The organism is Streptomyces sp. NPDC056987 (genome assembly GCF_042673865.1).
Classification (GTDB): domain Bacteria; phylum Actinomycetota; class Actinomycetes; order Streptomycetales; family Streptomycetaceae; genus Streptomyces.
Genome location: NZ_JBHURV010000012.1, coordinates 188,091 through 212,361 on the forward strand (window position 1 = coordinate 188,091; position 24,271 = coordinate 212,361).

Consider the following 24,271-nt stretch of genomic DNA (forward strand, 5'->3'; position numbering starts at 1 on the left):
CGTGACGGAAGGCACCATCTCCGCCGCCCCCGAGGGGGGCGACACCCTGACCCGCCTGGAGCAGGAAGGGGAGATCGCGGCCGACTACCTTGAGGGCCTGCTCGACATCGCCGATCTCGACGGCGACATCGACATGGACGTCGAGGCAGACCGGGCCGCGGTCTCGATCATCAGTGACGCGGCCGGTGGGGATCTCCAGAAGCTGGTCGGGCGGGACGGTGAGGTCCTGGAGGCGCTTCAGGAGCTGACACGGCTCGCTGTTCACCGAGAGACCGGGGACCGCAGCCGGCTCATGCTGGACATCGCGGGCTTCCGGGCCAGGAAGCGCACCGAGCTGGCAGAGCTGGGCGCCAAGGCGGCGGACGAGGTGAAGAGCACCGGTGAGCCGGTGAAGCTGAACCCGATGACGCCGTTCGAGCGGAAGGTCGTGCACGACGCGGTCGCCGCCGCGGGTCTGCGCAGCGAGTCCGAGGGCGAGGAGCCCGAGCGCTTCGTCGTGGTGCTCCCTGCCTGAGCGGTTCAACGTCTTCGGCCCCGCCTGTCGCGCAGGCGGGGCCGATCTTTGTCAGCCTGATAGTCAGCCACCGGTCGGTGGTTCGGTATGGAAGGACGGTTCCCGTGACGGAGGCAGCAGAGCTTCCCCCCGCACCGGACGAGGCGCGCACTGTTTTCGGTGAGTTCTTTCCGGAGGCTGTCCGCTACGCGGAGCTGCTGGCGGACGCGGGTGTCAAGCGCGGTCTGATCGGTCCCCGCGAGGTGCCGCGCCTGTGGGAGCGGCACATGTTGAACTGCGCGGTGCTCTCCGAGGTCGTGCCCGAGGGGGTGATGGTCTGCGACGTCGGCTCGGGCGCGGGGCTTCCCGGGATCCCGCTGGCGCTGGTCCGGCCGGACCTGAAGATCACGCTGCTGGAGCCGCTGCTGCGCCGGACGAACTTCCTCCAGGAAGTGGTCGAGCTGCTGGGCCTGGACCATGTGACGGTGGTACGCGGCCGGGCCGAGGAGGTCCTCGGCACGCTTCAGCCGGTCCATGTGGTGACGGCGCGGGCGGTGGCGCCGCTGGACCGGCTGGCGGGCTGGGGAGTGCCGCTGCTGCGTCCCTACGGCGAGATGCTGGCCCTGAAGGGCGACACGGCGGAGGAAGAGATCAACGGGGCCCGGGCGGCGCTGAGCAAGCTCGGCGTGGTGGAGGCCTCGGTGCTTCAGGTCGGGCAGGGCATCGTCGATCCGCTCGCCACGGTGGTGCGGGTGGAGGTCGGGGAGAGCCCCGGAGGCGTGAGATTCGCGGCGAAGCGGGCCAAGGCCGCGAGGGCCGGCCGTGCGCGCCGCCGCCGTTGAGCCGTACAGTCCTCACTGGCTATCAGTGATGGTCCATACAAGCTGCCATACCTAAGCATTGCGGAGTGTCGTGATGGTCTAGCTCTGCGGCGCGTGCATCGTGTTTCACGTGAAACGTCGCTCACTGCTGCAGGGCATCATCACCCGAGGCCGCGCGTCCGCCACACCGCGCGGCCGAAAACCCCTCGTACGGGGGGCGGGGTTGTCCACAGACGCGGATTCATCCACAGATCCACGGGCCTCGCTGGTTCACGACCCCGAAAGCATGGCAGGCTCTGTCCATTGCGAGTCTGAAGTCGAGGAGAGTGAATCCTTGCGGTCCAACGCCAACATCGCGGGACCGATGGCCGATCCGGTCCCCGGTCCCCGTACCGAGTCGCCGGGGGAGGATGTTTCACGTGAAACACCGCCCCCGATGGACGACACCCCCATCGGCCGTGCTGCCCAACTGGCGGTGGAGGCACTGGGCCGGGCCGGCGAGGGTCTGCCCCGCCCCGAGCAGACACGCGTCATCGTCGTCGCCAACCAGAAGGGCGGCGTGGGGAAGACCACCACCACGGTCAACCTTGCCGCGTCGCTCGCGCTCCACGGTGCGCGGGTACTGGTGGTCGACCTCGATCCGCAGGGCAACGCCTCCACGGCGCTGGGGATCGACCATCATGCCGAAGTTCCCTCGATCTATGACGTCCTGGTGGAGAGCAGGCCGCTCTCCGACGTGGTCCAGCCGGTCCCGGACGTCGAAGGTCTCTTCTGTGCCCCGGCCACCATCGATCTCGCCGGTGCGGAGATCGAATTGGTGTCGCTGGTGGCACGGGAGAGCCGACTGCAACGGGCGATCGAAGCGTATGAGCAGCCGCTGGATTACATCCTCATCGACTGCCCGCCCTCGCTCGGCCTGCTGACCGTCAATGCGATGGTCGCGGGAGCAGAGGTCCTGATCCCCATTCAGTGCGAGTACTACGCGCTGGAGGGGCTGGGCCAGTTGCTGCGGAACGTCGATCTGGTGCGGGGGCATCTCAACCCGACGCTGCATGTCTCGACGATCCTGCTCACCATGTACGACGGCCGGACGCGTCTTGCCTCGCAGGTGGCGGACGAGGTCCGCAGCCACTTCGGCAAAGAGGTGCTGCGGACCAGCATTCCCCGGTCCGTCCGTATCTCGGAGGCACCGAGCTATGGCCAGACGGTGCTGACTTATGATCCGGGTTCCAGTGGATCCCTCTCGTATCTCGAAGCCGCCCGTGAAATCGCCCTGCGGGGGGTGGGGGTGCACTATGACGCCCAGCAGGCCCATGTGAGTATCCAGAACAGCCAGCAGAGCATGTCGGAGGGGATCCAGTGAGCGAGCGACGTAGAGGATTGGGGCGTGGGCTCGGTGCACTGATCCCTGCCGCTCCGCAGGAGCAGTCGGTGGCCACCTCTGGGGTGACCACCGCCTCTCCGGGCACAGCCCCGGTGCTGACGGCGGATCGGGGCGTGGCCGCCGCGAAGGTGACCTCGCTGCCGACAGCCACCGTCTCCCCGGAGTCGGAGGCTGTTGCACCGGAGCCGGAGGCGGCGCCCGCACTCGCGGTCGCGGGGGCCCACTTCGCCGAAGTGCCGATCGACTCGATCACGCCGAATCCTCGGCAGCCCCGTGAGGTGTTCGACGAGGACGCACTCGCCGAGCTGGTCACTTCCATCAAGGAAGTGGGGCTCCTCCAGCCCGTCGTCGTACGGCAGGTGGGGGCGGAGCGCTACGAGCTCATCATGGGTGAGCGGCGCTGGCGCGCCTGCCGGGAAGCCGGCTTGGAGCGCATCCCGGCGATCGTCCGCGCCACGGACGACGACAAGCTGCTGTTGGACGCCCTGCTGGAGAACCTGCACCGGGCCCAGCTGAACCCGCTGGAAGAGGCCATGGCCTACGACCAGTTGCTCAAGGACTTCAACTGCACACACGACCAGCTCGCAGATCGGATCGGACGCTCACGTCCGCAGGTGTCCAACACGCTGCGGCTGCTGCGTCTCTCCCCTCCGGTGCAGCGCAGGGTCGCGGCGGGAGTGCTGTCCGCGGGGCACGCCAGGGCGCTGCTGTCGGTGGACGACTCCGAGGAGCAGGACCGGCTGGCGCACCGCATCGTGGCCGAGGGCCTCTCCGTACGGGCCGTCGAGGAGATCGTGACCCTGATGGGGTCCCGTCCTCAGAGCACCGCCAAGTCCAAGGGGCCGAGGGCCGGGGCCCGGCTGTCGCCGGCGCTGACCGATCTGGCGTCGCGGCTCTCCGACCGCTTCGAGACCCGGGTGAAGGTCGACCTGGGACAGAAGAAGGGGAAGATCGTCGTCGAGTTCGCTTCGATAGACGATCTGGACCGGATCCTCGGCACCCTCGCCCCCGGTGAGGGGCGCGTCCTGGACCAGGGACTCACCGAGGACGCAGGGGACGAAGAGGAGAGCTGAGGCTCCACCGCGCTCTTGGGGCGGGCCGTGTTCCCTGCTGACGGGAACACGGCCCGCCCTTTGCGCTCCCGCGGTGTCCCGGGCATCTCTGGGTGGATACGATGCGTTCTGGTAGGGCGCATCCACTCTGATCCACCTCAGAAGGAGAGCGAGGGCCATGCGATCGGTGAGCCGCGGCCAACTGGTGTCGGCCGGACTGGGACTCGGCGTGCTCGGTGGCTTCGTCGGGGGCCTGCTCCGGGAACGGACCGCGCTGACGGCCGCCCGTGGCGCGGCAGGGGAAAGAAGTGAGGAACAGCCTCCATGGGGCGTCGGCTCGTACCGCTCACGCTGGACAACGTTTCGGACCTCCCCCATCGCTGCCGTACGTGTGTCTTCTGGGAACTTGATCCGGTCAGCGGTGAAGCCGCGGTAGCAGCGGGCCGGTCGGGTGCGGAGAAGGAAGCATGGATCTCGGCCGTTCTCCTGGAGTGGGGATCCTGCGGCCGTATCGTCTACATCGATGATCTGCCGGTCGGCTTCGTCCTGTACGCGCCTCCCGCGTATGTGCCGCGCTCCCTGGCCTTCCCCACCAGTCCGGTCTCCCCGGACGCCGTCCAGTTGATGACCGCCTGGATCATGCCCGGCTATCAGGGGCAGGGACTGGGCCGGGTGATGGCACAGACCGTGGCCAAGGATCTGCTGCGGCGGGATTTCAAGGCCATCGAGGCGTTCGGTGACACCCGCTGGAAAGAGCCGGCCTGTGTGCTGCCTGCCGACCATCTCACCGCGGTGGGCTTCAAGACCGTACGCCCGCACACGCGGTATCCCCGGCTGCGGCTGGAACTGCGCACCACACTCTCCTGGAAAGAAGACGTGGAGCTGGCGCTCGACCGGCTTCTGGGCGCGGTGAAGAAGGAGCCGGTGCTACGACCGCTCTGAGGCGGGCCCTGGGATGAGAACGTGAAACGGGTCCGTCCCCGAGTGGGGGCGGACCCGTTTCACGTGAAACATCGTGCGTCTGACGACGCCTGTGGCTGCGTCAGCCGATGTACTCGTCGAGGTCGCGGACGAGGGCGGCCTTGGGCTTGGCGCCGACGATGGTCTTGACGACCTCTCCACCCTGGTAGACGTTCAGGGTCGGGATGGACATGACTCCGTACTTGGCCGCGGTGCCCGGGTTCTCGTCGATGTTGAGCTTGACGATCTCGATCTTGTCGCCGTGCTCGGCGGCGATGGCCTCCAGCGACGGGGCGATCTGGCGGCACGGTCCGCACCAGGCGGCCCAGAAGTCCACCAGAACGGGCTTGTCGCTCTTGAGGACATCCTCGTCGAAGGAATCGTCGGTCACATGCTTCAGGTCGCCGGCCACGGCGGCCTCCTTACGGGTTGAGGGGTGTGGATGGGGGGCTGATCAGACGGTGGCGGTCTTCTCCGGCTCGGCGTTCTCGCTGTCGCTCAGCGCGGCGAGGAAGCGCTCGGCGTCGAGGGCGGCGGAGCAGCCGGTGCCCGCGGCAGTGATCGCCTGGCGGTAGGTGTGGTCCACGACATCGCCGGCGCCGAAAACTCCCGCGAGGTTCGTCCGTGTCGACGGAGCGGCCACGGTCAGGTAGCCCTCCCCGTCCAGACCGAGCTGACCCTTGAACAGCTCGGTCCGGGGGTCATGGCCCACCGCGATGAACAGGCCGGTCACCGCGAGCGGCGAGGTCTCGCCGGTCTTCGTGTTGCGCAGCGTCAGGCCGGAGAGCTTCTGCTCGCCGTGGATCTCGGCGACCTCGCTCTCCCAGGCGAACTTGATCTTCGGGTCGGCGAAGGCGCGGTCCTGCATGGCCTTGGAGGCGCGCAGCGTGTCCCGACGGTGGACGATCGTGACGGACTTGGCGAAGCGCGAAAGGAAGGTGGCTTCCTCCATCGCGGTGTCGCCGCCGCCGATCACGGCGATGTCCTGGTCCTTGAAGAAGAAGCCGTCACAGGTGGCACACCACGAGACGCCACGTCCGGAGAGCGCGTCCTCGTTGGGCAGGCCGAGCTTGCGGTGCTGGGAGCCCGTCGTGACGATCACGGCCTTCGCCCGGTGCACGGTGCCTGCGGTGTCGGTGACCGTCTTGATGTCGCCGGTGAGGTCGACCGAGACGACATCGTCCGGGACCAGTTCGGCACCGAAGCGCTCAGCCTGGGCCCGCATGTTGTCCATCAGGTCCGGTCCCATGATGCCGTCGCGGAAGCCGGGAAAGTTCTCCACGTCGGTGGTGTTCATCAAGGCGCCACCGGCGGTGACGGCGCCCTCGAAGACCAGCGGCTTCAGCGATGCGCGCGCGGTGTACAGCGCGGCCGTATAGCCGGCGGGCCCGGAGCCGATGATGATCACATTACGGACGTCGCTCACGGGATTCTTCCTCGTCTCTGCAGACTGCACTACTGGGGCCGGATCAACGACTTTCACCCCATCCAACGGATCCTACGGGTCCCGCATTCCCGAGGTCGCCCGGCTCGACGCGAGGGGCTTCAGCGCCGGAGGTAGGAGTGCGTCAGCAGAACGGTTCCGTCGGTCGTGGGAGCCTTCGTCACACAGGCCGCGTCGACCACATAGGCCTGGACCCGGGTGCTGTCTCCTGAGTCCGGCAGGACGACGAGATACGCGTCGCTTCCCTGGTAGGTACCCCGCTCCGCGGCCAGTGCCGAGAGGCTGCTGCCGATGCCCCGCTGGATACAGGCGGGAACGTCGGGTGCGGGCGTGAGCAGGGGGGAGTTCGATGTGCTCCGGTCGCCACCCTCCATGGAGCGTGGCTGCCCCGGAGTGGTCCCGCTCTCCTCCGAGGCCCCCGCGCCGGCGGACAGCAGGGTGTCCACGCGGTCCTGAAGACGCGTCTCGGAGAACAGCTCGTGGTCACCCGCGGCGGAGTTGGCCGGAGCGGAGGCCTGCTTGGAGGTCACGTCGGAGTCCGAGGCTTGGAGCGACGGAAGCAGCAGCGCGCCGATTCCCACGAAGGCCGCTCCGAAGGCGGCACCCAGGACAGTGGTACGGTGACGCCGCCAGCGCGACGACCCGCCGCGACCGGGCCCGGTCGCGGCCTTCGGGCGGCCGGCGGGGCGGTCGGTCCGTACGGTCCCCGCCGCGACGGCCGGTGTGGCCGCCGGGGACGACGGTTCCGGCGCGAATGATGTTTCACGTGAAACATCGGCGGCGGCTGTGGACTCCTCCGGAGTCGAGGCATCACCGGGTGCGGTCGCGTCGAGGAGAGCTTCCGCGGCGAGCGCGGCGTCGATACGCCCCGCGACATCGGCGGGCATCCGGGGCGGCCCCGGCAGGGTGCCCAGCAGGCCTCTGATCTCCTCAAGGGAGTCATGGACATCGGCACAGAGCTCGCAGCCGTCGAGGTGCTGCCGCAGATCGGTGCTGCGGGCCGGGGACAGCAGTCCCTCGGCGAGGTCGGAGATCTCCGAGACATCCGGGTGCTGAGCGGTATCGGTCGTAGATGTCACGTGCGCCCACCTCCGCCCTTCACTCCAGCAGGATCGCTCGATCCTGAATCCTTGGGTCCCGATGCCGGTGGGACGGATGCCCGCGGCGTCCGGTTCCTTCCCCGCTCGGCACCGCTGTTATCCCTGGTGTCCCCGCGCAGATGAGTGAGCAGGGGGAGAAGTCTGGCCCGGCCGCGTGCGCACCGGCTCTTCACCGTGCCGACGGGCACACCCAGCACGGCGGCGGCCTCCGCCACGGGGTAGCCCTGCATGTCGACGAGGATCAGGGCGGCCCGCTGGTCGACGGGGAGCGTGGCGAGAGCCGCCAGCAGCTCCCGGTGCAGATCCTGCCGCTCGGCGGGCGCCTCGGCCGACTCGTGGGGTTCGAGGAGCTGCTCCAGCCGTTCGGTGTCGTCCACGGGGGAGGTCCTGCGGGAGGCGGCCTTGCGCGCCCGGTCGAGGCAGGCATTGACGGTGATGCGGTGCAGCCAGGTGGTGACGGCGGACTGCCCGCGGAAGGTGTGGGCGGCCCGGAAGGCGGACACCAGGGCGTCCTGCACGGCGTCGGCAGCCTCCTCGCGGTCCCCGAGCGTACGCAGCGCGACGGCCCAGAGCCGGTCACGGTGGCGCCGTACCAGCTCGCCGAAGGCCCGAGGATGGCCCGCTACATGAGCGCTCAGCAGGTCCTGGTCGCTCGAGTCGCCCAGTGCGGCGTCGTCCAACGGTGGGCCCCTCCCCTGTTTCCGGTCAGCCGGTGATCTGGATCTCCGAGATGCCCCCGCGGAAGCGGGTGGCGGATCCGTCCTGCGGCAGCTCGGTGATGTGGATCAATACGTACCGGGTCCGCACAGGCTTGTCGAGGGTGGTCTTCAGAGTGGAACCCACCGTCTCCAGCTTGGTGAGCCGCTGCGAGAAGTCCGCGAGCGAGGTCGGATCCGAGGCGTCCGCGCCGGCGGCCAGCACTTCGGCCTTCTGACCGGACCGGTACATACGGATGTCGAGACCGGACACGTCCTTCACACTGCCGAGGTCGACGACGATTCCGCTGCCCTGATCAAGGAGGTTGCCGAAATTGGGGTAGTTCCAGTACTGCTTGGTGATCCAGGCCGTGCCGCTGTCGCCGTCGGTGGCTTTCGCCGCCAGTTCCGGCCTTATCCCTGATCCCTCGGGCATGAACTCCGTCGCCCCGTCGATTTTGAGGGGTTTGGCGGGTTTCACGGCGTTGTCGCTGTCATCGGTGGTGGTCTGCGTGGGAGTCGTCTCCGGTGTGCCGCGGTCATCGAGGAGACGGTCGGCGACCTGCCAGCTCCCCAGCCCCAGGGCGGCGATGAGGAGCGCGGCGACGGTCCACTTGAGGGCCTTGCCGGTAGGGCTCTGGAGTGGGGGCGGCGGAGGGGGCACCGGTGCGGGGGCCGTCACGCCGATGCCCGGCTGGGTCCGCCCGTAGGTGCCCTGCTGGTAGGTGGTGCGCTGATACTCCGGCGGGGCGGTGAACGTGGGCTCCGGCGGCCGGATACGCGGCATCTCCGCGACCGCCGCGGACAGCTCGTCCGGTGTGGTGCACGGGGGGTCCTGCCGGGACGCCGTGGCGCCGTCGTTGACCAGGGCCCGCATGGCGAGTTCCGAGAGACCGCGGTGGATACCGGCGCGTACCTGGTCGGGGGCGATCAGCCCGACACCCTTGGGGAGGCCGGAGAGGCCGTGGGCATCGCTCTCGTAGGGCCAGCGCTGGGTGAGCGCGGCGTACAGGAGCGCACCGATCGCCTCGGTGTCGGTGCGCTGGGGGCGGTCGGCGCGGATGCCGCGCAGCGCGGCGTTCACGGCGAGGCCGCGGATCCGGTACTGGCCGGTGGAGGTCCGCAGCACGGCGCCGGGTGTCAGCCGCAGATGGGCCAGGCCCTCGCGGTGCGCGGCGGCCATGGCCTGGGAGACCTGGCTGACGAGCTGGTACGCCTCATGGGCCTCCAGGGGGCCCGCGGCGAGCAGCGTGGTGAGTTCGACGGCATCCGGCAGCCATTCGTGGACGACGTAGACGAGGTCGCCCTCCTCGACGGCGTCCAGGACCTGGACGAAGCGGGGATCGCCGAGCAGGGCGGCGGACCGCGCGGCCGCCAGCACGGAACGGGCTCGCGGATGGTCGGCGGGCAGGAGGTGTACCCCGACGGCACGGCGCAGTTTCTCGTCGACCGCACGCCAACTGCTGAAACCGTCCAGACGGGTGACGCACTCCTCCAGGCGGTAGCGTCTGGCGAGTCTGTGGCCGCTGTGGAGTTCGGGAGCCGTGCTGCCCGGCTCGGTGTCCCGCTGCTCACTGCCCGTGTCGGCGGTCGTCTGCTCCGCCGTGTCCTGGGCTTCCGCCAACCCGTCGGTCGTGGCCTTGTCCGCCTTGGCGGTCAGCGGCTCATCGCCGCTGTTGCCGGCCACGTCGACGGCAGCCGTGCTACGTTCCGCCACCGTCGCTCCTGCCTCCCCATCCATTGCGCCCTGTCCAACAGCCAAACCAATTGTGCCCACAGCCGGACGCTATGCACGACACGCGGCAGCCGATGATGGTTGTACTCGGCCGGGCCGGGTCACCGTCCGAGACGGCCTCGGACCATGCCGACCATGGCGTTCATCTCCTCGATCCGCATCTTCTTCGCCGCCACGAAGAAGAGCCCCAGCAGGACGATGCCGCCGCCGATCAGCGCGACGACCGAGGCGAGGGCAGTGCTGCCCAGGCCTTCCAGTACGAAGTAGGCGACCGCGCCGGCCGCGAGGGCGCCGGGGACGGACGCGAGGCAGAGCCGGGCGTACGTCCGCAGGACGCGTCCGCCGTCCAGATCGCCGCCCAGCCGCTTCTTCAGCCGGCGCCAGGCCACGCCGACACCGACGGCGTAGGCCAGGCCGTACGCCGCCGCCATACCGACCACGGCCCAGCGCGGGGGCAGCAGGACATAGGCGAGGGCGGAGGCCGCGGCGTTGACCGCGGCGACGATGACCGTGTTGTAGAAGGGCGTCCGGGTGTCCTCGTAGGCGTAGAAGCCGCGCAGGACGACGTACTGCACGGAGTACGGGATGAGACCGAGGGCGAACGCCATCAGGATGAAGCCCATGGAGCGTGCCGATTCCAGGCCGCTGGACGAGAACATCAGGACGGAGAGCGGGACACCGAGGGCGAGGAACCCGAAGGCGATCGGGACGATCGCGACCGCGGAGTTGCGCAGCCCCTGGGAGATGTCGTCGCGGACCGCGCCCGGGTCGCCGTCGCTGGCGGCGCGGGAGATCCGGGGCAGCAGGGCGGCCATGACCGAGACGGTGATGATGGCCTGCGGCATGCCCCAGATGAGCTGGGCGTTGCTGTAGGCGAGGATGCCGGCGCCGTCGGTGCCGGACTCCTTGCCCGCGGCGGTCGCGAGCTGGGTGACGACCAGGACGCCCGCCTGGTTGGCGAGGACGAACAGGACGGTCCACTTGGCGAGCCTGACCGTCTTGCCGAGGCCGTGGCCCTTCCAGTCGAAGCGGGGACGGAACCGGAACCCGGTCTCCCTGAGGTACGGGATCATGGCGAGCGCCTGGACGATGAGGCCGAGAAGCGTGCCGATGCCGAGCAGCCGCACGCCGTCCGGCGGAATCGTCTGCACGGTCATGCCGGAGTCGGCCGCTGTGCCGTACACCCAGATGAACAGGCCGAACGTGGTGATCATGACGATGTTGTTGAGGACCGGGGTCCACATCATCGCGCCGAACTTCCCGCGCGCGTTGAGGATCTGCCCCATGACCACGTGCACACCCATGAAGAAGATCGTGGGCAGGCAGTAGCGGGCGAACGTGACGGCGACGTTGTTGGCGGCGGCGTCACTCGCGATCGGGTCCGACATCGCCTGGACCAGCACGGGCGCCGCGAACACCGCCAGCGCGACGATCGCGCCGAGCGCGACCATGACGAGGGTCAGCAGCCGGTTGGCGTAGGCGACGCCACCGTCGTCGTCGTTCTTCATCGCCCGTACGAGCTGCGGTACGAAGACGGAGTTGAGGCCGCCGCCGACGGTGAGGATGTAGATCATCGTCGGCAGGGTGTACGCGACGGTGAACGAGTCGCCGAGGAGGGCCGCACCCAGCGCGGCCGTGATCACCAGGCTCCGTACGAAGCCGGTGAGCCGGGACACCAGGGTGCCGGCGGCCATCAGCGCGCTGGACTTGAGCAGACCGGCGGCCTTGCCGCCCGACTTCTTGGCGGGCGCCGGCGCGGGCGCCGCCTCGGGTTCCGGTGCCGCCACGGCCTGTGCCGTGGCCTGCTGGTCCCGGTAGAGGTGGGCGAAGGCGTCCGGTGCCGGGCTCTCGTCACCGGCCCGGGTGACCAGCTCGTCGACGCCGGTGAACTGGGTGGTCCGGGCGTCGTCCCCGTACGGCAGGAGGCGGGAAGGGCCCGAGGGCTCGGGCGGCGGGGTCCCCGCCCAGATCCGCGGATCCGGCGCGGGCTGCTGGGCGCGCGGCTGCCGGTACAGGTCCTGGTGGTCCGGGTAGGTGCCCGGAGGCGGCGGCGGGTGCGAGGCGCGGTCGTACAGCGCCTCGGTCACCGGGTCCTGCGCGGACAGGTCCTGTGCCCAGTAGGGGTCCTGTGCGTAGGCGTCCTGGACATAGGGATCCTGGGCAGGTGGCGGAGGCGGCGGGACCTGGCCTGCCGGATCGCCGCCCGTGCCCGGCCCACGGTCACCGTCGTACGGCGCGTTCATGGTTACCCCACCTCATCGTCCCCGGCCGACCGGCCACGACATCGCTCAACGGTCCACTTTCTCACCCGCGCCCGACGCGTCCGCGCTTTCCGGACCGGTGTCCGGTGTCGGGTCACTCGGCTGCCCGGGTTCTGTGTCCTCGACGGCCTTCGGGCCGGCCGTGTTCTTCGTGCCGTGCGTGTCCCCGGTGGTATCCCGCGCGGCCGAGCCGGACGGCCCGGGAGGAACGGGCCCGGTGGTGTCCTGGCCGGTGGCGCTCCGATCGTCCCGGCCGTCCCGGTCGCCGTCGCCGTTGCCGCCCTGCGGGCCCTCGCCGTCGCCGCCGCTCTCGCCGACACCGTAGCCGTCCGCGGGCCCGGCGCCGGCCTTGCGTGCCACGGCCCGCTTGCGCTGGCTGTACATCTTCACCCCGGCGAGCACCAGCAGCAGCACACCGCCCGCGATGACGAGCATCACGGTGGGGGTGATCTCGGAAACCTTCACCTGGAAGGTCATCGGGTCGCCGTACAGCTTGCCGTCCACCGTGTAGAGCTGGGCGGTCACCTGGACCGGGCCGTTGGCGTTGCCCGCGCCGGTGAACTTCACCGACTGGCTGTGCCCGCCGTCGATCTTGATCGGCCGCTCCGCGACCGCCAGATCGCCGTCGAGCTTCAACCGGGTCGGGTTGTCCGACTTCAGACGCAGCACGAGGTTCTGGACGCCCTGGAGCAGCTGGTTCTGGACGGTCACCGGAATCGTCGCGCTGCGCCCGGACAGGGTGAGCACGGACTTGGGGATGAGCCGTACCTCGTCGGTGAGACTCTGCAGATACGTGTCGACCGTGTCCCGGTACTGCTCGGCGCCGCCCGGGTCGCCGCGCCAGGACGTCGACATCGCCCGGCTGATCGCGTTGCCGAAGGGGGCGGCGACCCGGTCCGGCGCGGTGAGGATGGCCTGGAACTTGTCGAACCGGTCCTGCGTGTTCTTGATGTCGAGGAACGTGCGGGTCGGGAGTTCCTGGGCACGCAGCTTCTTCGGGTAGCGGGCCGCGCTCGGCACCTTCGTGGTGGCGTCCTCGTCCGGGCCGACCGCCGCCGCGGCGACCAGATCCGTCGGCTCCGTCCAGCGCTCGGGCTCCAGGGCGCGCAGCGCGCGTGCCATCGACTGTGCCTGGGCCGCCGTCAGTGTCCGCTGCGGGGCGACCACGATGTTCCGCTCGTTCCCGGGCTCCTGGAGCGTCACGGCCAGCGACTGGGCGAGGAACTTCTGGACGGCGAGGGTGGAGCTGCTCGACGCCGACATGTCGCCCTGGAAGGCGGTCGAGAGCCGGTAGTCCGAGACGACGGCCGTCGTGCCGCCGCCGATCGGCCGGGCGGCGTTCGGGGTGTACGAGAGGTTGTCCTGGAGGCTGTCACTGCGGGTGATGACCTTGTCGGCACCCGCCGAGGTCGCCACATCGACGATCGACGGGTCGATCGCGCCGTCCACCGGCCAGGCGAAGTCCACGGACGGCTTGACGTGGAGGATGGTCTCCACGGTGTCGTCGGCCACGTCGGTGGCCGGCTGGAGATGGCTGAGCGCCCCCGAGACGCTCTTGCCGCGGTGCGCGAGCGATGCCAGGTCCGGGTCGGCGAAGGGCAGCGCGACGACCTTGCTGTCCTTGACCGCCTTCTCCAGCGAGTCGAGCCACTTGACCGCCACGGCCTGGTTCCGGCCCGGCACCGTCGTGTCGCCGCTTCTGACGCGGTAGTTCCTGGTCATCGCGTCGGCGGTGGCGATCAGATCCGGATCGATCACCCAGGTCACCGGTAGTTGACTGCCGAGGGAGACCATCTGCTCCAGCCGGCCACCGGACGCCAGCTCCTCCGCCAGGTCGTCGTTCTCGAAGACAGGGGTCTGCTGATCGTCCCGCCCGGTCTCGGCGGAGAGATGCGTGGCGGAGATCAGCGGCCACGCCACGGTGAGCTGGGTCTTCTTGTCCGTGCCGTCCGGCTGCCAGGGGAGGAAGGTGCGCTGGATGCCCAGCACATGGTCGTACTGGGCGGACGAGGTCTTTCCCGTCACCGAGACGCCGAGCTGGTAGACACCGTCCTCGTCGAGCCCCAGCTTGCTGACCGGTACGGACAGGGCGAAGTCCTGCGGGATGCCGGCCGGGAGCCGGGGGATGACCACCTTGTACGGCCCGCCGATCGGGGCCACGTCCCCTGAGACGCCGGAGCGCGCCGCGGCGTCGTCGATGGCGGTCCGGCCGGCCATCCGCGGCCCGACCCGTAGATCCACCTGAGCACCGGTGACGGGACTTTTACCTTCGTTGGTCACCGTCCCGGAAATGGTGAGCGTGTCACCCTTCACCGGGGCGCTGGGCGCCAGTGTGTCGAGCGCCACACGGACCGTCTGGCCCCCGGTGGCCTGTGTCGCGGCCTGGGCCGCGGGAGCCGCCGTGCCGGCCAGCAGACCCGCCACGAGCGGTACCCCGGCGAGGAGGGAGGCTGTGCGCCGCAGCCATCGACGGGCAGGGGAATGACCCGTCCCCTGGAAGTCTGCCGCCTCGGCCACGCGCTCGCCCGTCCCTCGTCATCGTCTGCTGCCGTCGGTGGTTGTCGGTTCCTGCGTCCACGCATGGTAACGATGTGCGCTGTGGCGAAGTGCTGGGGACTGCTCCACATGATCGGAAGAATCTCATGCGCTGCCGGAAACCCGTGAATCGGAGGGCGTGCCCGAAACGGGGACGACCGGATGAGTCATGGCACGTACCCTTTTCTGTTGTGCCGAAAGCCAATGAAGACAACCCCAGTGCACTCAGCCAGGTGCAGCGCCGCGCGGTCAGCGAACTGCTGCGGGTGTCCCCTGTCGCCGACGATCTCGCGCGCCGCTTCCAGGAAGCCGGATTCGGTCTCGCCCTGGTCGGAGGCTCGGTCAGGGACGCCCTGCTGGGCAGGCTCGGCAACGACCTGGACTTCACGACCGACGCCCGCCCCGAGGACGTGCTGAAGATCGTGCGGCCCTGGGCGGACGCGGTGTGGGAGGTCGGAATCGCCTTCGGGACGGTCGGCTGCCAGAAGGACGCCCGCGTCGGGGACGTCGACCAGCGCTTCCAGATCGAGGTCACCACATACCGCTCGGAAGCCTACGACCGTACGTCACGCAAACCCGAGGTGTCCTACGGCGACTCCATCGAGGAGGACCTCGTACGCCGGGACTTCACGGTCAACGCGATGGCTGTGGCCCTCCCCCGGAAGGAGTTCATCGATCCGCACGGCGGGCTGGAGGACCTCGCGGCTCAGGTGCTGCGTACGCCCGGTACGCCCCAGGAGTCCTTCTCCGACGATCCGCTGCGCATGCTGCGGGCGGCGCGGTTCGCCGCGCAGCTGGACTTCGAGGTGGCCCCGGACGTCGTCGCGGCCATGAAGGACATGTCCGGACGTATCGAGATCGTCTCCGCCGAGCGGGTCCGGGACGAGCTGAACAAGCTGATCCTCGCGCCGCGCCCGCGCCAGGGGCTGGCGCTGCTCGTCGAGACAGGGCTCGCCGACCGGATTCTGCCCGAGCTGCCGGCGCTGCGGCTGGAGAGCGACGAGCACCACCGTCACAAGGATGTCTACGAGCACTCGCTGACGGTCCTGGAGCAGGCCATCGACCTGGAGGAGAACGGACCGGACCTGGTCCTGCGGCTGGCCGCGCTCCTGCACGACATCGGCAAGCCCCGTACCCGCCGCTTCGAGAAGGACGGGCGGGTCTCCTTCCACCACCACGAGATGGTGGGCGCGAAGATGACCAAGAAGCGGATGACGGCGCTCAAGTACTCCAACGAGATGGTGAAGGACGTTTCGCGCCTGGTCGAGCTGCATCTGCGCTTCCACGGCTACGGCACGGGTGAATGGACCGACTCGGCGGTCCGGCGGTACGTGCGCGACGGGGGCCCGCTGCTGGACCGGCTCCACAAGCTGACCCGCTCCGACTGCACGACCCGTAACAAGCGCAAGGCGAACGCGCTCTCCCGCGCTTACGACGGGCTGGAGGAGCGCATCGCCCAGCTTCAGGAGCAGGAGCAGCTCGACGCGATCAGGCCGGACCTGGACGGCAACCAGATCATGGAGATCCTCGGCATCGGTCCCGGACCGGCGATCGGCCGGGCCTATGGCTTCCTGCTGGAGCTGCGGCTGGAGAACGGTCCGATGGAGCAGGACGCCGCCGTCTCCGCTCTCACGGAGTGGTGGGCGACGCAGAGCTGATGGGGTGCGGGCGATGTTTCACGTGAAACATGACGCGTGCGCGATCTCTCAGGAGGCGATGTTTCACGTGAAACATCGCCTCCTGCGTATCAGTCCCGTGGCCACGGCCGCATAGAGAAGGGCGACCATCACCACCAGGGGTGCGGACCGGCCGTCCGGCGGCAGCATCAGTGCCGCCACCGCGGCGGCCCCGACGAAGGCGACGTTGAACAGAACGTCGTAGAGGGAGAAGACCCGGCCGCGGAAGGCGTCGTCCACCGTCGTCTGCACCACGGTGTCGGTGGCGATCTTCGCGCCCTGGGTGATCAGGCCGAGAAGGAACGCGGCAATCATCAGCGGAACGGGTGCGAAGGGCAGCCCGAGCGCAGGTTCGAGCACCGCCGCCGCGGCCGCGCAGAGCGCCATCCAGCCGGGAGCCCCGAGCCGCCCCACCGTCCACGGGGTGACGAGCGCCGCCGCGAAGAACCCCGCTCCGGAGATTCCGAGGGCGAGCCCGAGCAGTGCCAGCCCGTCGGACTCCCGGTCCGTCCAGGCGTAGCGGCAGAGCATCAGCACCATCACCGTCAGCGATCCGTAGCAGAAGCGCATCACGGTCATGGCGGCCAGCGCGCCCGCAGCCGGGCGCCGCTCGGAGAGATGGCGCACTCCGTCGGCGAGCCCGCGCGCGGTCGAGGCGAGTGCGGCCCCCAGTCGGGGTGGTACGGCCGCCCGCTCGGGGCCGAGCAGCCCGCGCGCCAGCAGTAGCGAGGTGAGCGCCGAGCAGATGTAGAGGACAGCGCCCAGCAGCATCACCGCGGCATCCGAGTCGGACGCGGTCAGCCGTACGACGAGGGCGAGCCCGCCGCCCGCGGTCGCGGCGAGGGTGCCGGCGGTGGGGGAGAGTGAATTCGCCAGGACGAGGCGCTCGTCGTCGACGACCCGGGGCAGGGCGGCCGAGAGCCCGGCGAGCACGAACCGGTTGACGGCGGTCACCGAGAGCGCCGACGCGTAGAAGAGCCAGTCGGGTACCGACGCCAGGATCAGCAGGGCGGTGCACCCGGCCAGCAGGGCGCGCAGCAGGTTTCCGTACAGGAAGACCTGGCGGCGCTGCCAGCGGTCGAGGAACACCCCGGCGAACGGGCCGACCAGCGAGTAGGGCAGCAGCAGGACGGCCATCGCGGAGGCGATCGCGGCGGGCGAGGTCTGTTTCTCGGGGGAGAAGACGACGTACGCGGCGAGCGCGACCTGGAAGACGCCGTCGGCCGCCTGCGAGAGCAGCCGGACGGCAAGAAGCCGGCGGAAGTCCCTGAGACGCAGGAGTACGCGCAGATCCCGTACGACAGGCATGTGGGCCAGCGTCACATACGGCCCTGTGGCACACGCGAGAGGGGCACCGGACCCATCGGTCCGGTGCCCCTTCTCGTACGGCCCTCGCGAGGGCGGTACTTGCCGCGGTCGCTCCGCACCGAGACCGGTGCGGGTGTCAGCGCTCGACGGCCGGCGCGAGTGGCGCGGCGGTCAGCGCTCCACCTCGCCCGCGATGAACTTCTCGACGTTCGCCCGCGCCTCGTCGTCGAAGTACTGCACCGGCGGGGACTTCATGAAGTACGACGAAGCCGAGAGGATCGGGCCGCCGATGCCGCGGTCCTTGGCGATCTTCGCGGCGCGCACCGCGTCGATGATGACGCCCGCGGAGTTCGGGGAGTCCCAGACCTCCAGCTTGTACTCCAGGTTCAGCGGGACGTCGCCGAAGGCGCGGCCTTCGAGACGGACGTAGGCCCACTTGCGGTCGTCGAGCCAGGCCACGTAGTCCGACGGGCCGATGTGCACGTTGTCGGCGCCGAGATCGCGGTCGGGGATCTGGGAGGTGACTGCCTGCGTCTTGGAGATCTTCTTGGACTCCAGGCGCTCACGCTCCAGCATGTTCTTGAAGTCCATGTTGCCGCCGACGTTGAGCTGCATCGTGCGGTCGAGGACAACGCCCCGGTCCTCGAAGAGCTTCGCCATGACGCGGTGCGTGATCGTGGCGCCGACCTGCGACTTGATGTCGTCACCGACGATCGGGACACCGGCCTCGGTGAACTTGTCCGCCCACTCCTTCGTGCCGGCGATGAAGACCGGGAGGGCGTTGACGAAGGCGACCTTGGCATCGATGGCGCACTGCGCGTAGTACTTCGCGGCGGCCTCGGAGCCCACGGGCAGGTAGCAGACCAGGACGTCGACCCGCTGGTCCTTGAGGGTCTGGACGATGTCGGCAGGGGCCTCGGGGGACTCCTCGATCGTCTGGCGGTAGTACTTGCCCAGACCGTCGAGGGTGTGGCCGCGCTGGACCGTGACGCCCGTGGAGGGCACGTCGCAGATCTTGATGGTGTTGTTCTCGCTGGCACCGATGGCGTCCGAGAGGTCGAGGCCGACCTTCTTCGCGTCCACGTCGAACGCGGCCACGAACTCGATGTCCCGTACGTGGTAGTCGCCGAACTGGACGTGCATCAGACCCGGTACCTTGCCCGCCGGGTCGGCGTCCTTGTAGTACTCGACACCCTGCACCAGCGAGGCGGCGCAGTTGCCCACACCGACGATGGCTACGCGAACCGAACCCATTGCGGTTGCTCCCTGTGTGATCAGTGTTCGTGATGAGGTCCTGCGGAGGTGCAGGACCTCACTTGGTGGGGTCCGCGGACGGATCCGGCGGTCCTGGACGTCCCGGGGGCGTGCCCCCGGGAGACGCGGCGTCCCGGTGCCGGGGCAGGCCGTCAGCTTCTCCGGATGTGCCTTCCGGCTCGGCGGGGTCCTCGGGGCCGGACCGCATCTGATCCCGCCCTGCCCGCTCGCTCTCGATCAGCTCGTTCAGCCAGCGCACCTCGCGCTCCACGGACTCCATGCCGTGGCGCTGCAGCTCAAGCGTGTAGTCGTCGAGCCGCTCACGGGTACGGGCCAGAGAGGCGCGCATCTTCTCCAGGCGCTCCTCCAGCCTGCTGCGACGGCCTTCGAGGACCCGCATACGCACCTCGCGCTCCGTCTGCCCGAAGAAGGCGAACCGAGCAGCGAAGTGCTCGTCCTCCCAGGCGTCGGGACCGGTGTGCGACAACAGCTCCTCGAAGTGCTCCTTGCCGTCGGCCGTCAGCCGATAGACGATCTTGGCCCGGCGCCCCGCGAGCGAGGCGGCGAGCGCGTCCTCCGGGGCGCTGCCCGGCTCCTCGATCAACCAACCGCTGGCGACCAGCGTCTTGAGGCAGGGATAGAGCGTCCCGTAACTGAAGGCACGGAAGATCCCCAGCGAGGTGTTGAGCCGTTTTCGCAGCTCATAGCCGTGCATGGGGGACTCGCGGAGCAGGCCGAGGACAGCGAACTCAAGGATGCCCGAGCGTCTGCTCACCCTCGCCTCCTCCACGGTCCAGGACACGGTCCCGGACTCTTATGCCGTACCGATGTATCGACTCGATACATCCCGACGATAGAACGGAGAGTCGGTAGGGACAAGGGGGGCCTTAGTGAACGGCGTCACATCCCTGATTCTCATGATGCAACTTGCCTGATTTAGGGTGAACTTCAGCTCTCGGAGGGTTTTGACCGTGCGTAGTCTGTGCGGCATGCAGACCACCGGGAACCCAGCGACGCCCCAGAGCGTCCAGACTGACGGCTCACCGGATGCATGTCGGATGAGCCCTATGCCGGGCCGGTCCGTATTCATTTCGGGGGACCGGAACCCAACTGCCGCTTCCAGGCGTATGCGCCTGCCCGAGGAGTAGTCGTTCGATGAGCGAGCACCGTCGCAAACCACCGCAGCCACAAGGTGGCGGCCGTGCTGCGTCCAGGCGTGCGGCCCAGCAGCCGTCCGGTCGCCGTGCAGCCCCGTCACGAGAGACCACGGTCTCCCCTGCCGAGCCGTACGAGGAGGAGCCCGCCTACGGCGGCCGCGCCGAGGCCAGACGCGCGGCCCAGCGGGGCGGGCGCCGGCGCGGCGGGGACGACGGGCACAGCCGCGCCGAGCCGTACAAGAAGCGGCTGATCGACTACCCGCGTCACAACAAGTACGGGTGGCGCCGCTGGGTGCCCTCCTGGAAGCAGACCACCGGGCTCGCCATCGCCTTCGTCGGCTCCATCCTGGCGGCCGGGACCATCGCGTACGCCATGGTCGAGGTTCCCGACGTCAACAAGGCGTCCGTGGCCCAGAAGAACGTCTACTACTGGGACGACGGCACTCAGATGGCCTCCGCCGACGGCGCGGTCAACCGGCAGATCATCAACATCACCGAGATCCCCAAGGCCATGCAGAACGCGGTCGTCTCGGCCGAGAACAAGACCTTCTACGACGACCCCGGCGTCGACTTCAAGGGCATGGGCCGGGCCGTGTTCAACATGGCCATGGGTGGCGACACGCAGGGTGGCTCCACCATCACCCAGCAGTACGTGAAGAACGCCCGGCTGGGTGACCAGAGCCAGACCTTCAGCCGTAAGTTCAAGGAACTCTTCATCGCCATGCGGGTCGGCACGGACATGAAGAAGGACCAGATCATGGAGGGGTACCTGAACACGTCGTACTACGGGCGCGGCGCCTGGGGCATCCAGGCCGCGGCCCGTACGTACTACGGCAAGGACGCCAAGGACCTCAACGCGAGCGAGTGCGCCTTCCTCGCCTCGCTGCTCAAGGGCGCGACCCTCTACGACCCGGCCGGCGCCACCGAGCTCAACCCGGCCGCCACCGCCGAGGACAACACGCGGCGCGCCAAGATCCGTTGGGAGTCGATCCTCAACGGGATGGTGAAGGACAAGCGGCTCGACGCGTCCGAGCGCGCCAAGTACACCGAGTTCCCGATGCCCGACTCGCCGAAGAAGTCCGACGAACTCGGTGGCCAGGTCGGGTACCTGGTCGACCTCGCCAAGGCGAACTTCATCAACAACAACGACCAGGGCACCACGGCGGACGACCTCAGCGCGGGTGGGTACGAGATCCACACGACCTTCAACAAGAAGAAGGTCGAAGCGCTGGAGAAGTCGGTCAAGAAGATCTACGACGCCAAGATCGACCCCGAGAAGCGTCCGGAGACCGACACCCACGTCCAGTTCGGCGGCGCCTCCGTCGAACCCTCCTCCGGAAAGATCGTCGCGATCTACGGCGGCGAGGACGCGACCAAGCACTTCACCAACAACGCCGACCAGACCGGTGCCCAGGTCGGCTCGACCTTCAAGCCGTTCGTCCTGGCCGCGGCCATGGAAAACGGCGTGCGCGACCCCAAGCTCCCCTCGGACCAGACCAACGAGCAGCGGACACAGATCGCGCCCGACAAGGCCATCTACAACGGCGACAACAAGCTGAAGATCAAGAACTACGACGGCTCGATCTGGACCAACGAAGAGGACAAGGAGTGGCTCCAGACCAACGACGGCGGTAAGTCGTACGGCGACATGGACCTGCGGGAGGCCATGCAGGAGTCCGCCAACTCGCCCTATGTGCAGCTCGGCATGGACGTAGGCATCCCCCAGGTGCGCCAGGCCGCCATCAACGCCGGTCTGCGCCCGGACTCCCTCAGCAAGTCCAATGTGCCCTCCTTCTCGCTCGGGATCTCCGACCCCAGCGCCATCCGGATGGCCGGCTCCTACGCGACCTTTGCGACCAGCGGCAAGCAGCGTGACCCGTACTCCGTCGACCGGGTGCTGAAGGGTGGCAAGACCATCTACCAGCACAAGGCGACGGCGACCAGCGCCTTCCCCGCCGCGGTCGCGGACAACGTCACCGACGTGCTGAAGTCGGTGGTCGAGGAGGGCACCGGAATCACCGCGAAGCTCCCCGACCGCGACGCCGCCGGCAAGACCGGTACTACGGACGGCAACAAGTCGGCCTGGTTCGTGGGGTACACCCCGCAGCTCTCCACCGCCATCGACATGTACCGGATGGACGACGACGCGAAGAACGCGAAGCGTCAGTTCGAGAAGATGTTCGGCACGGGTGGCGAGGACAAGATCCACGGCAACTCGTTCCCCGCCCAGATCTGGAAGGACTACATGACGGAGGCCCTCAAGGGGAAGCCCGTCGAGAAGTTCCCCAAGCCCGAGCCCATTGGCGATTCCTACTACGGCGGCGGCGCCGACTCCCCGGAGCCGACCGTGTCCGAGAGCACGCCCGAGAGCCCGTCCGCGGACCCGTCCGAGAGCACGTCCGAGAGCCCGTCCGCGGACCCGTCCGAGAGCCCGAGCGGCGACACCGAGGAGTGCACCAACATCTTCGGATGTGCCGACCAGGGCAACACCAACCAGGGCAACGGCAACGGCGGCAACGGCAACGGCGGCAACGGGAACAACGGCGGAAACGGCAACGGCGGCGGAGGCGGCGGCGAGGAGAGCCCCTCGGCCTCACCGAGCGACGAAGAGTCCAACGACACCGGCTTCTTCGCAGGCCAGAGAGGCTGATCAGCCCCGGGGCCCGCGAACCCCGGGGCGCCACCGCACGGCCGTCACGACAGGCCGGGGACATGTACGCGACACCCGCGAGGGCCGTCGCACCGGACACGTACAGCTCCATGTACGTACGGTGCGGCGGCCCTCGCCCCGTCCACAGCGGTATACGGCAGGATGGGCGCCATGCCGAGCACAGAAGAGACAACCGTGCACCAGGACCGGCCGGACGTGGCGCCCACCCGGCGGGACGAGATCGCCACGGCCGGCAGCGAGCTGATCGGCGGACCCGCCGGACGCTGGGCCTGGCCGGGCAGCGGGCGGCTCTCCCCCGTACGCGTCGTCGCGCTGGTGGCGATCGGCATGTTCGCACTCGGCATGGTGCAGAAGATGCCCTGCTACAACTGGGCGTGGTTCCGCGGCGCCAGCTCCCAGTACACCCACGCCTGCTACTCGGACATCCCGCACCTCTTCCTCGGGCGCGGCTTCGCCGACAACCTCGTGCCGTACTTCGACCGGCTCAGCGGCGACATGCAGTATCTGGAGTACCCCGTTCTGACCGGCCTCTTCATGGAGGTCGCCTCCTGGCTCACCCCGGGCGGCTCCATCCAGTACCGCGAGCAGATGTACTGGATGGTCAACGCGGGCATGCTCATGATCTGCGCCACGGTCATCGCCGTCTGCGTCGCCCGCACCCACCGCCGCCGCCCGTGGGACGCCCTCCTCGTCGCCCTGGCGCCCGCCCTCGCCCTCACGGCCACCATCAACTGGGACCTGCTGGCCGTCGCCCTCACCGCCGCCGCCATGCTCATGTGGTCCCGCGGCCGCGCCCTCGCCTTCGGCATCCTCATCGGACTCGCCACCGCCGCGAAGCTCTACCCCGCACTCCTCCTGGGGCCCCTGCTCGTCCTGTGCTGGCGCGCCGGGCGCTACCGCGCGTACGGCACGGCCCTCCTGGGCGCCGCCGGTGCCTGGCTGGCGGTGAACCTGCCGGTGATGCTGCTCGCCCCCGAAGGGTGGAAGAAGTTCTACACCTTCAGCCAGGAACGCCAGATCGACTTCGGCTCCTTCTGGCTGATCATCACGCAGCGCACCGGCCGGTCGATCGACGTCACCACGGTCAACACGTACGCCATGATCCTCATGGTGCTGGCCTGCGCGGGCATCGGCGCCCTCGCCCTCACCGCGCCCCGCCGGCCGCGCTTCGCCCAGCTCGCCTTCCTCGTCGTCGCCGCGTTCATCCTCACCAACAAGGTCTACTCGCCGCAGTACGTCCTCTGGCTGATCCCGCTCGCCGCCCTGGCCCGCCCCCGCTGGCGCGACTTCCTCATCTGGCAGGCCTGCGAGGTCATGTACTACCTCGGGATCTGGATGTACCTCGCGTACACGACCAGCGGCGACGCCCACAAGGGGCTGCCCGCCGAGGGCTACCAGCTCGCCATCGCCCTGCATCTGCTCGGCACGCTCTATCTCTGTGCCCTGGTCGTACGGGACATCCTCCTGCCCGAACGGGACGGTGTGCGCACCGACGGCTCGGACGACCCCTCCGGCGGCGTCCTGGACGGCGCGGAGGACCGTTTCGTCCTCGGCAGGGCCGCGCCGGAGCCCGCCGGGACGCCTGCCACCCACTTCGGCGGGGTCAGGCTCGAATGGGGGGTCCGCAAGAGCCTGCCGAGCGCCCAGGAACGATCACCCGACTTCGGCTGATCGCCTCCGGGAAACGGGTGAAGGCGCCACCTCGCGCGAGGTGGCGCCTTCACC

At 69.1% G+C, this 24,271-nt stretch carries 18 protein-coding genes; 8 read left to right on the top strand and 10 right to left on the bottom strand.

The window, feature by feature from the left end; genetic code table 11:
- Position 1 precedes the first annotated feature (1 nt).
- From ACFTZC_RS16945 to ACFTZC_RS16965, 5 genes are all read left to right on the top strand, one after another.
- Positions 2–514 carry a protein jag gene (locus tag ACFTZC_RS16945; RefSeq protein ID WP_382890311.1) on the top strand — a complete coding sequence of 171 codons (513 nt, stop codon included), beginning with the start codon at positions 2–4 and terminating at the stop codon, positions 512–514.
- A gap of 104 nt (positions 515–618) precedes the next feature.
- Positions 619–1,335 carry a 16S rRNA (guanine(527)-N(7))-methyltransferase RsmG gene (gene rsmG, locus ACFTZC_RS16950; protein ID WP_382890312.1) on the top strand — a complete coding sequence of 239 codons (717 nt, stop codon included), beginning with the start codon at positions 619–621 and terminating at the stop codon, positions 1,333–1,335.
- Positions 1,336–1,600: 265 nt separating this feature from the next.
- Entirely contained in the window at positions 1,601–2,677 is a 1,077-nt protein-coding gene (locus ACFTZC_RS16955) for a ParA family protein (RefSeq protein WP_382890314.1), read from the top strand.
- Entirely contained in the window at positions 2,674–3,771 is a 1,098-nt protein-coding gene (locus tag ACFTZC_RS16960) for a ParB/RepB/Spo0J family partition protein (RefSeq protein ID WP_382890316.1), read from the top strand. Before ACFTZC_RS16955 ends, ACFTZC_RS16960 begins: the two co-directional genes overlap by 4 nt.
- A gap of 303 nt (positions 3,772–4,074) precedes the next feature.
- Complete coding sequence (locus tag ACFTZC_RS16965) at positions 4,075–4,692, top strand: GNAT family N-acetyltransferase (RefSeq protein ID WP_382890318.1); 618 nt, start codon at positions 4,075–4,077, stop codon at positions 4,690–4,692.
- Between the two features lie 100 nt (positions 4,693–4,792).
- On the opposite strand, the gene trxA is transcribed toward ACFTZC_RS16965, so the two are convergent.
- The 7 genes from trxA to ACFTZC_RS17000 form a co-directional block, all read right to left on the bottom strand.
- A complete protein-coding gene (gene trxA / locus ACFTZC_RS16970; RefSeq protein ID WP_382890320.1) occupies positions 4,793–5,122 on the bottom strand; it encodes a thioredoxin in 330 nt (109 codons plus the stop codon).
- Positions 5,123–5,164: 42 nt separating this feature from the next.
- Positions 5,165–6,136, bottom strand: coding sequence for a thioredoxin-disulfide reductase (gene trxB / locus ACFTZC_RS16975; protein WP_382890322.1), 972 nt, complete (start codon positions 6,134–6,136; stop codon positions 5,165–5,167).
- Between the two features lie 119 nt (positions 6,137–6,255).
- Positions 6,256–7,233 (bottom strand): hypothetical protein, encoded by a 978-nt coding sequence (locus ACFTZC_RS16980; RefSeq protein ID WP_382890324.1) that lies wholly within the window; start codon positions 7,231–7,233, stop codon positions 6,256–6,258.
- Positions 7,230–7,934 carry an RNA polymerase sigma factor SigM gene (sigM, locus tag ACFTZC_RS16985; RefSeq protein ID WP_382890326.1) on the bottom strand — a complete coding sequence of 235 codons (705 nt, stop codon included), beginning with the start codon at positions 7,932–7,934 and terminating at the stop codon, positions 7,230–7,232. The genes ACFTZC_RS16980 and sigM overlap by 4 nt, the downstream gene beginning before the upstream one ends.
- A 25-nt stretch (positions 7,935–7,959) precedes the next feature.
- On the bottom strand, positions 7,960–9,666 hold the full coding sequence (locus tag ACFTZC_RS16990) for a protein kinase family protein (protein WP_382890328.1): 1,707 nt from the start codon (positions 9,664–9,666) through the stop codon (positions 7,960–7,962).
- A 119-nt stretch (positions 9,667–9,785) separates the two neighbouring features.
- Positions 9,786–11,927, bottom strand: a complete 2,142-nt coding sequence (murJ, locus tag ACFTZC_RS16995; protein ID WP_382890330.1) for a murein biosynthesis integral membrane protein MurJ — start codon at positions 11,925–11,927, stop codon at positions 9,786–9,788.
- Between the two features lie 45 nt (positions 11,928–11,972).
- Positions 11,973–14,462 (bottom strand): DUF6049 family protein, encoded by a 2,490-nt coding sequence (locus ACFTZC_RS17000; RefSeq protein WP_382890332.1) that lies wholly within the window; start codon positions 14,460–14,462, stop codon positions 11,973–11,975.
- Positions 14,463–14,671: 209 nt separating this feature from the next.
- Here ACFTZC_RS17000 and ACFTZC_RS17005 point away from each other — a divergent pair, with 209 nt between their 5' ends.
- Positions 14,672–16,138: a CCA tRNA nucleotidyltransferase gene (locus tag ACFTZC_RS17005; protein WP_382890335.1), complete on the top strand. Its 1,467-nt coding sequence runs from the start codon at positions 14,672–14,674 to the stop codon at positions 16,136–16,138.
- A gap of 63 nt (positions 16,139–16,201) precedes the next feature.
- Here the strand turns inward: ACFTZC_RS17005 and ACFTZC_RS17010 are convergent, their stop codons facing one another.
- The 3 genes from ACFTZC_RS17010 to ACFTZC_RS17020 all read right to left on the bottom strand — a co-directional run bounded on the left by ACFTZC_RS17010 (position 16,202) and on the right by ACFTZC_RS17020 (position 19,493).
- Positions 16,202–17,464, bottom strand: a complete 1,263-nt coding sequence (locus ACFTZC_RS17010) for an MFS transporter (RefSeq protein ID WP_382890338.1) — start codon at positions 17,462–17,464, stop codon at positions 16,202–16,204.
- A 171-nt stretch (positions 17,465–17,635) separates the two neighbouring features.
- Positions 17,636–18,718: an inositol-3-phosphate synthase gene (locus ACFTZC_RS17015; RefSeq protein WP_382890340.1), complete on the bottom strand. Its 1,083-nt coding sequence runs from the start codon at positions 18,716–18,718 to the stop codon at positions 17,636–17,638.
- A 58-nt stretch (positions 18,719–18,776) separates the two neighbouring features.
- On the bottom strand, positions 18,777–19,493 hold the full coding sequence (locus ACFTZC_RS17020; protein ID WP_382890342.1) for a helix-turn-helix transcriptional regulator: 717 nt from the start codon (positions 19,491–19,493) through the stop codon (positions 18,777–18,779).
- A gap of 380 nt (positions 19,494–19,873) precedes the next feature.
- On the opposite strand from ACFTZC_RS17020, the gene ACFTZC_RS17025 reads away from it, so the two are divergent.
- Together ACFTZC_RS17025 and ACFTZC_RS17030 are read left to right on the top strand one after the other, a co-directional pair.
- Positions 19,874–22,525, top strand: a complete 2,652-nt coding sequence (locus tag ACFTZC_RS17025) for a transglycosylase domain-containing protein (RefSeq protein ID WP_382890344.1) — start codon at positions 19,874–19,876, stop codon at positions 22,523–22,525.
- Between the two features lie 171 nt (positions 22,526–22,696).
- Positions 22,697–24,217 (top strand): glycosyltransferase family 87 protein, encoded by a 1,521-nt coding sequence (locus ACFTZC_RS17030; protein WP_382890346.1) that lies wholly within the window; start codon positions 22,697–22,699, stop codon positions 24,215–24,217.
- Positions 24,218–24,271: the final 54 nt, after the last annotated feature.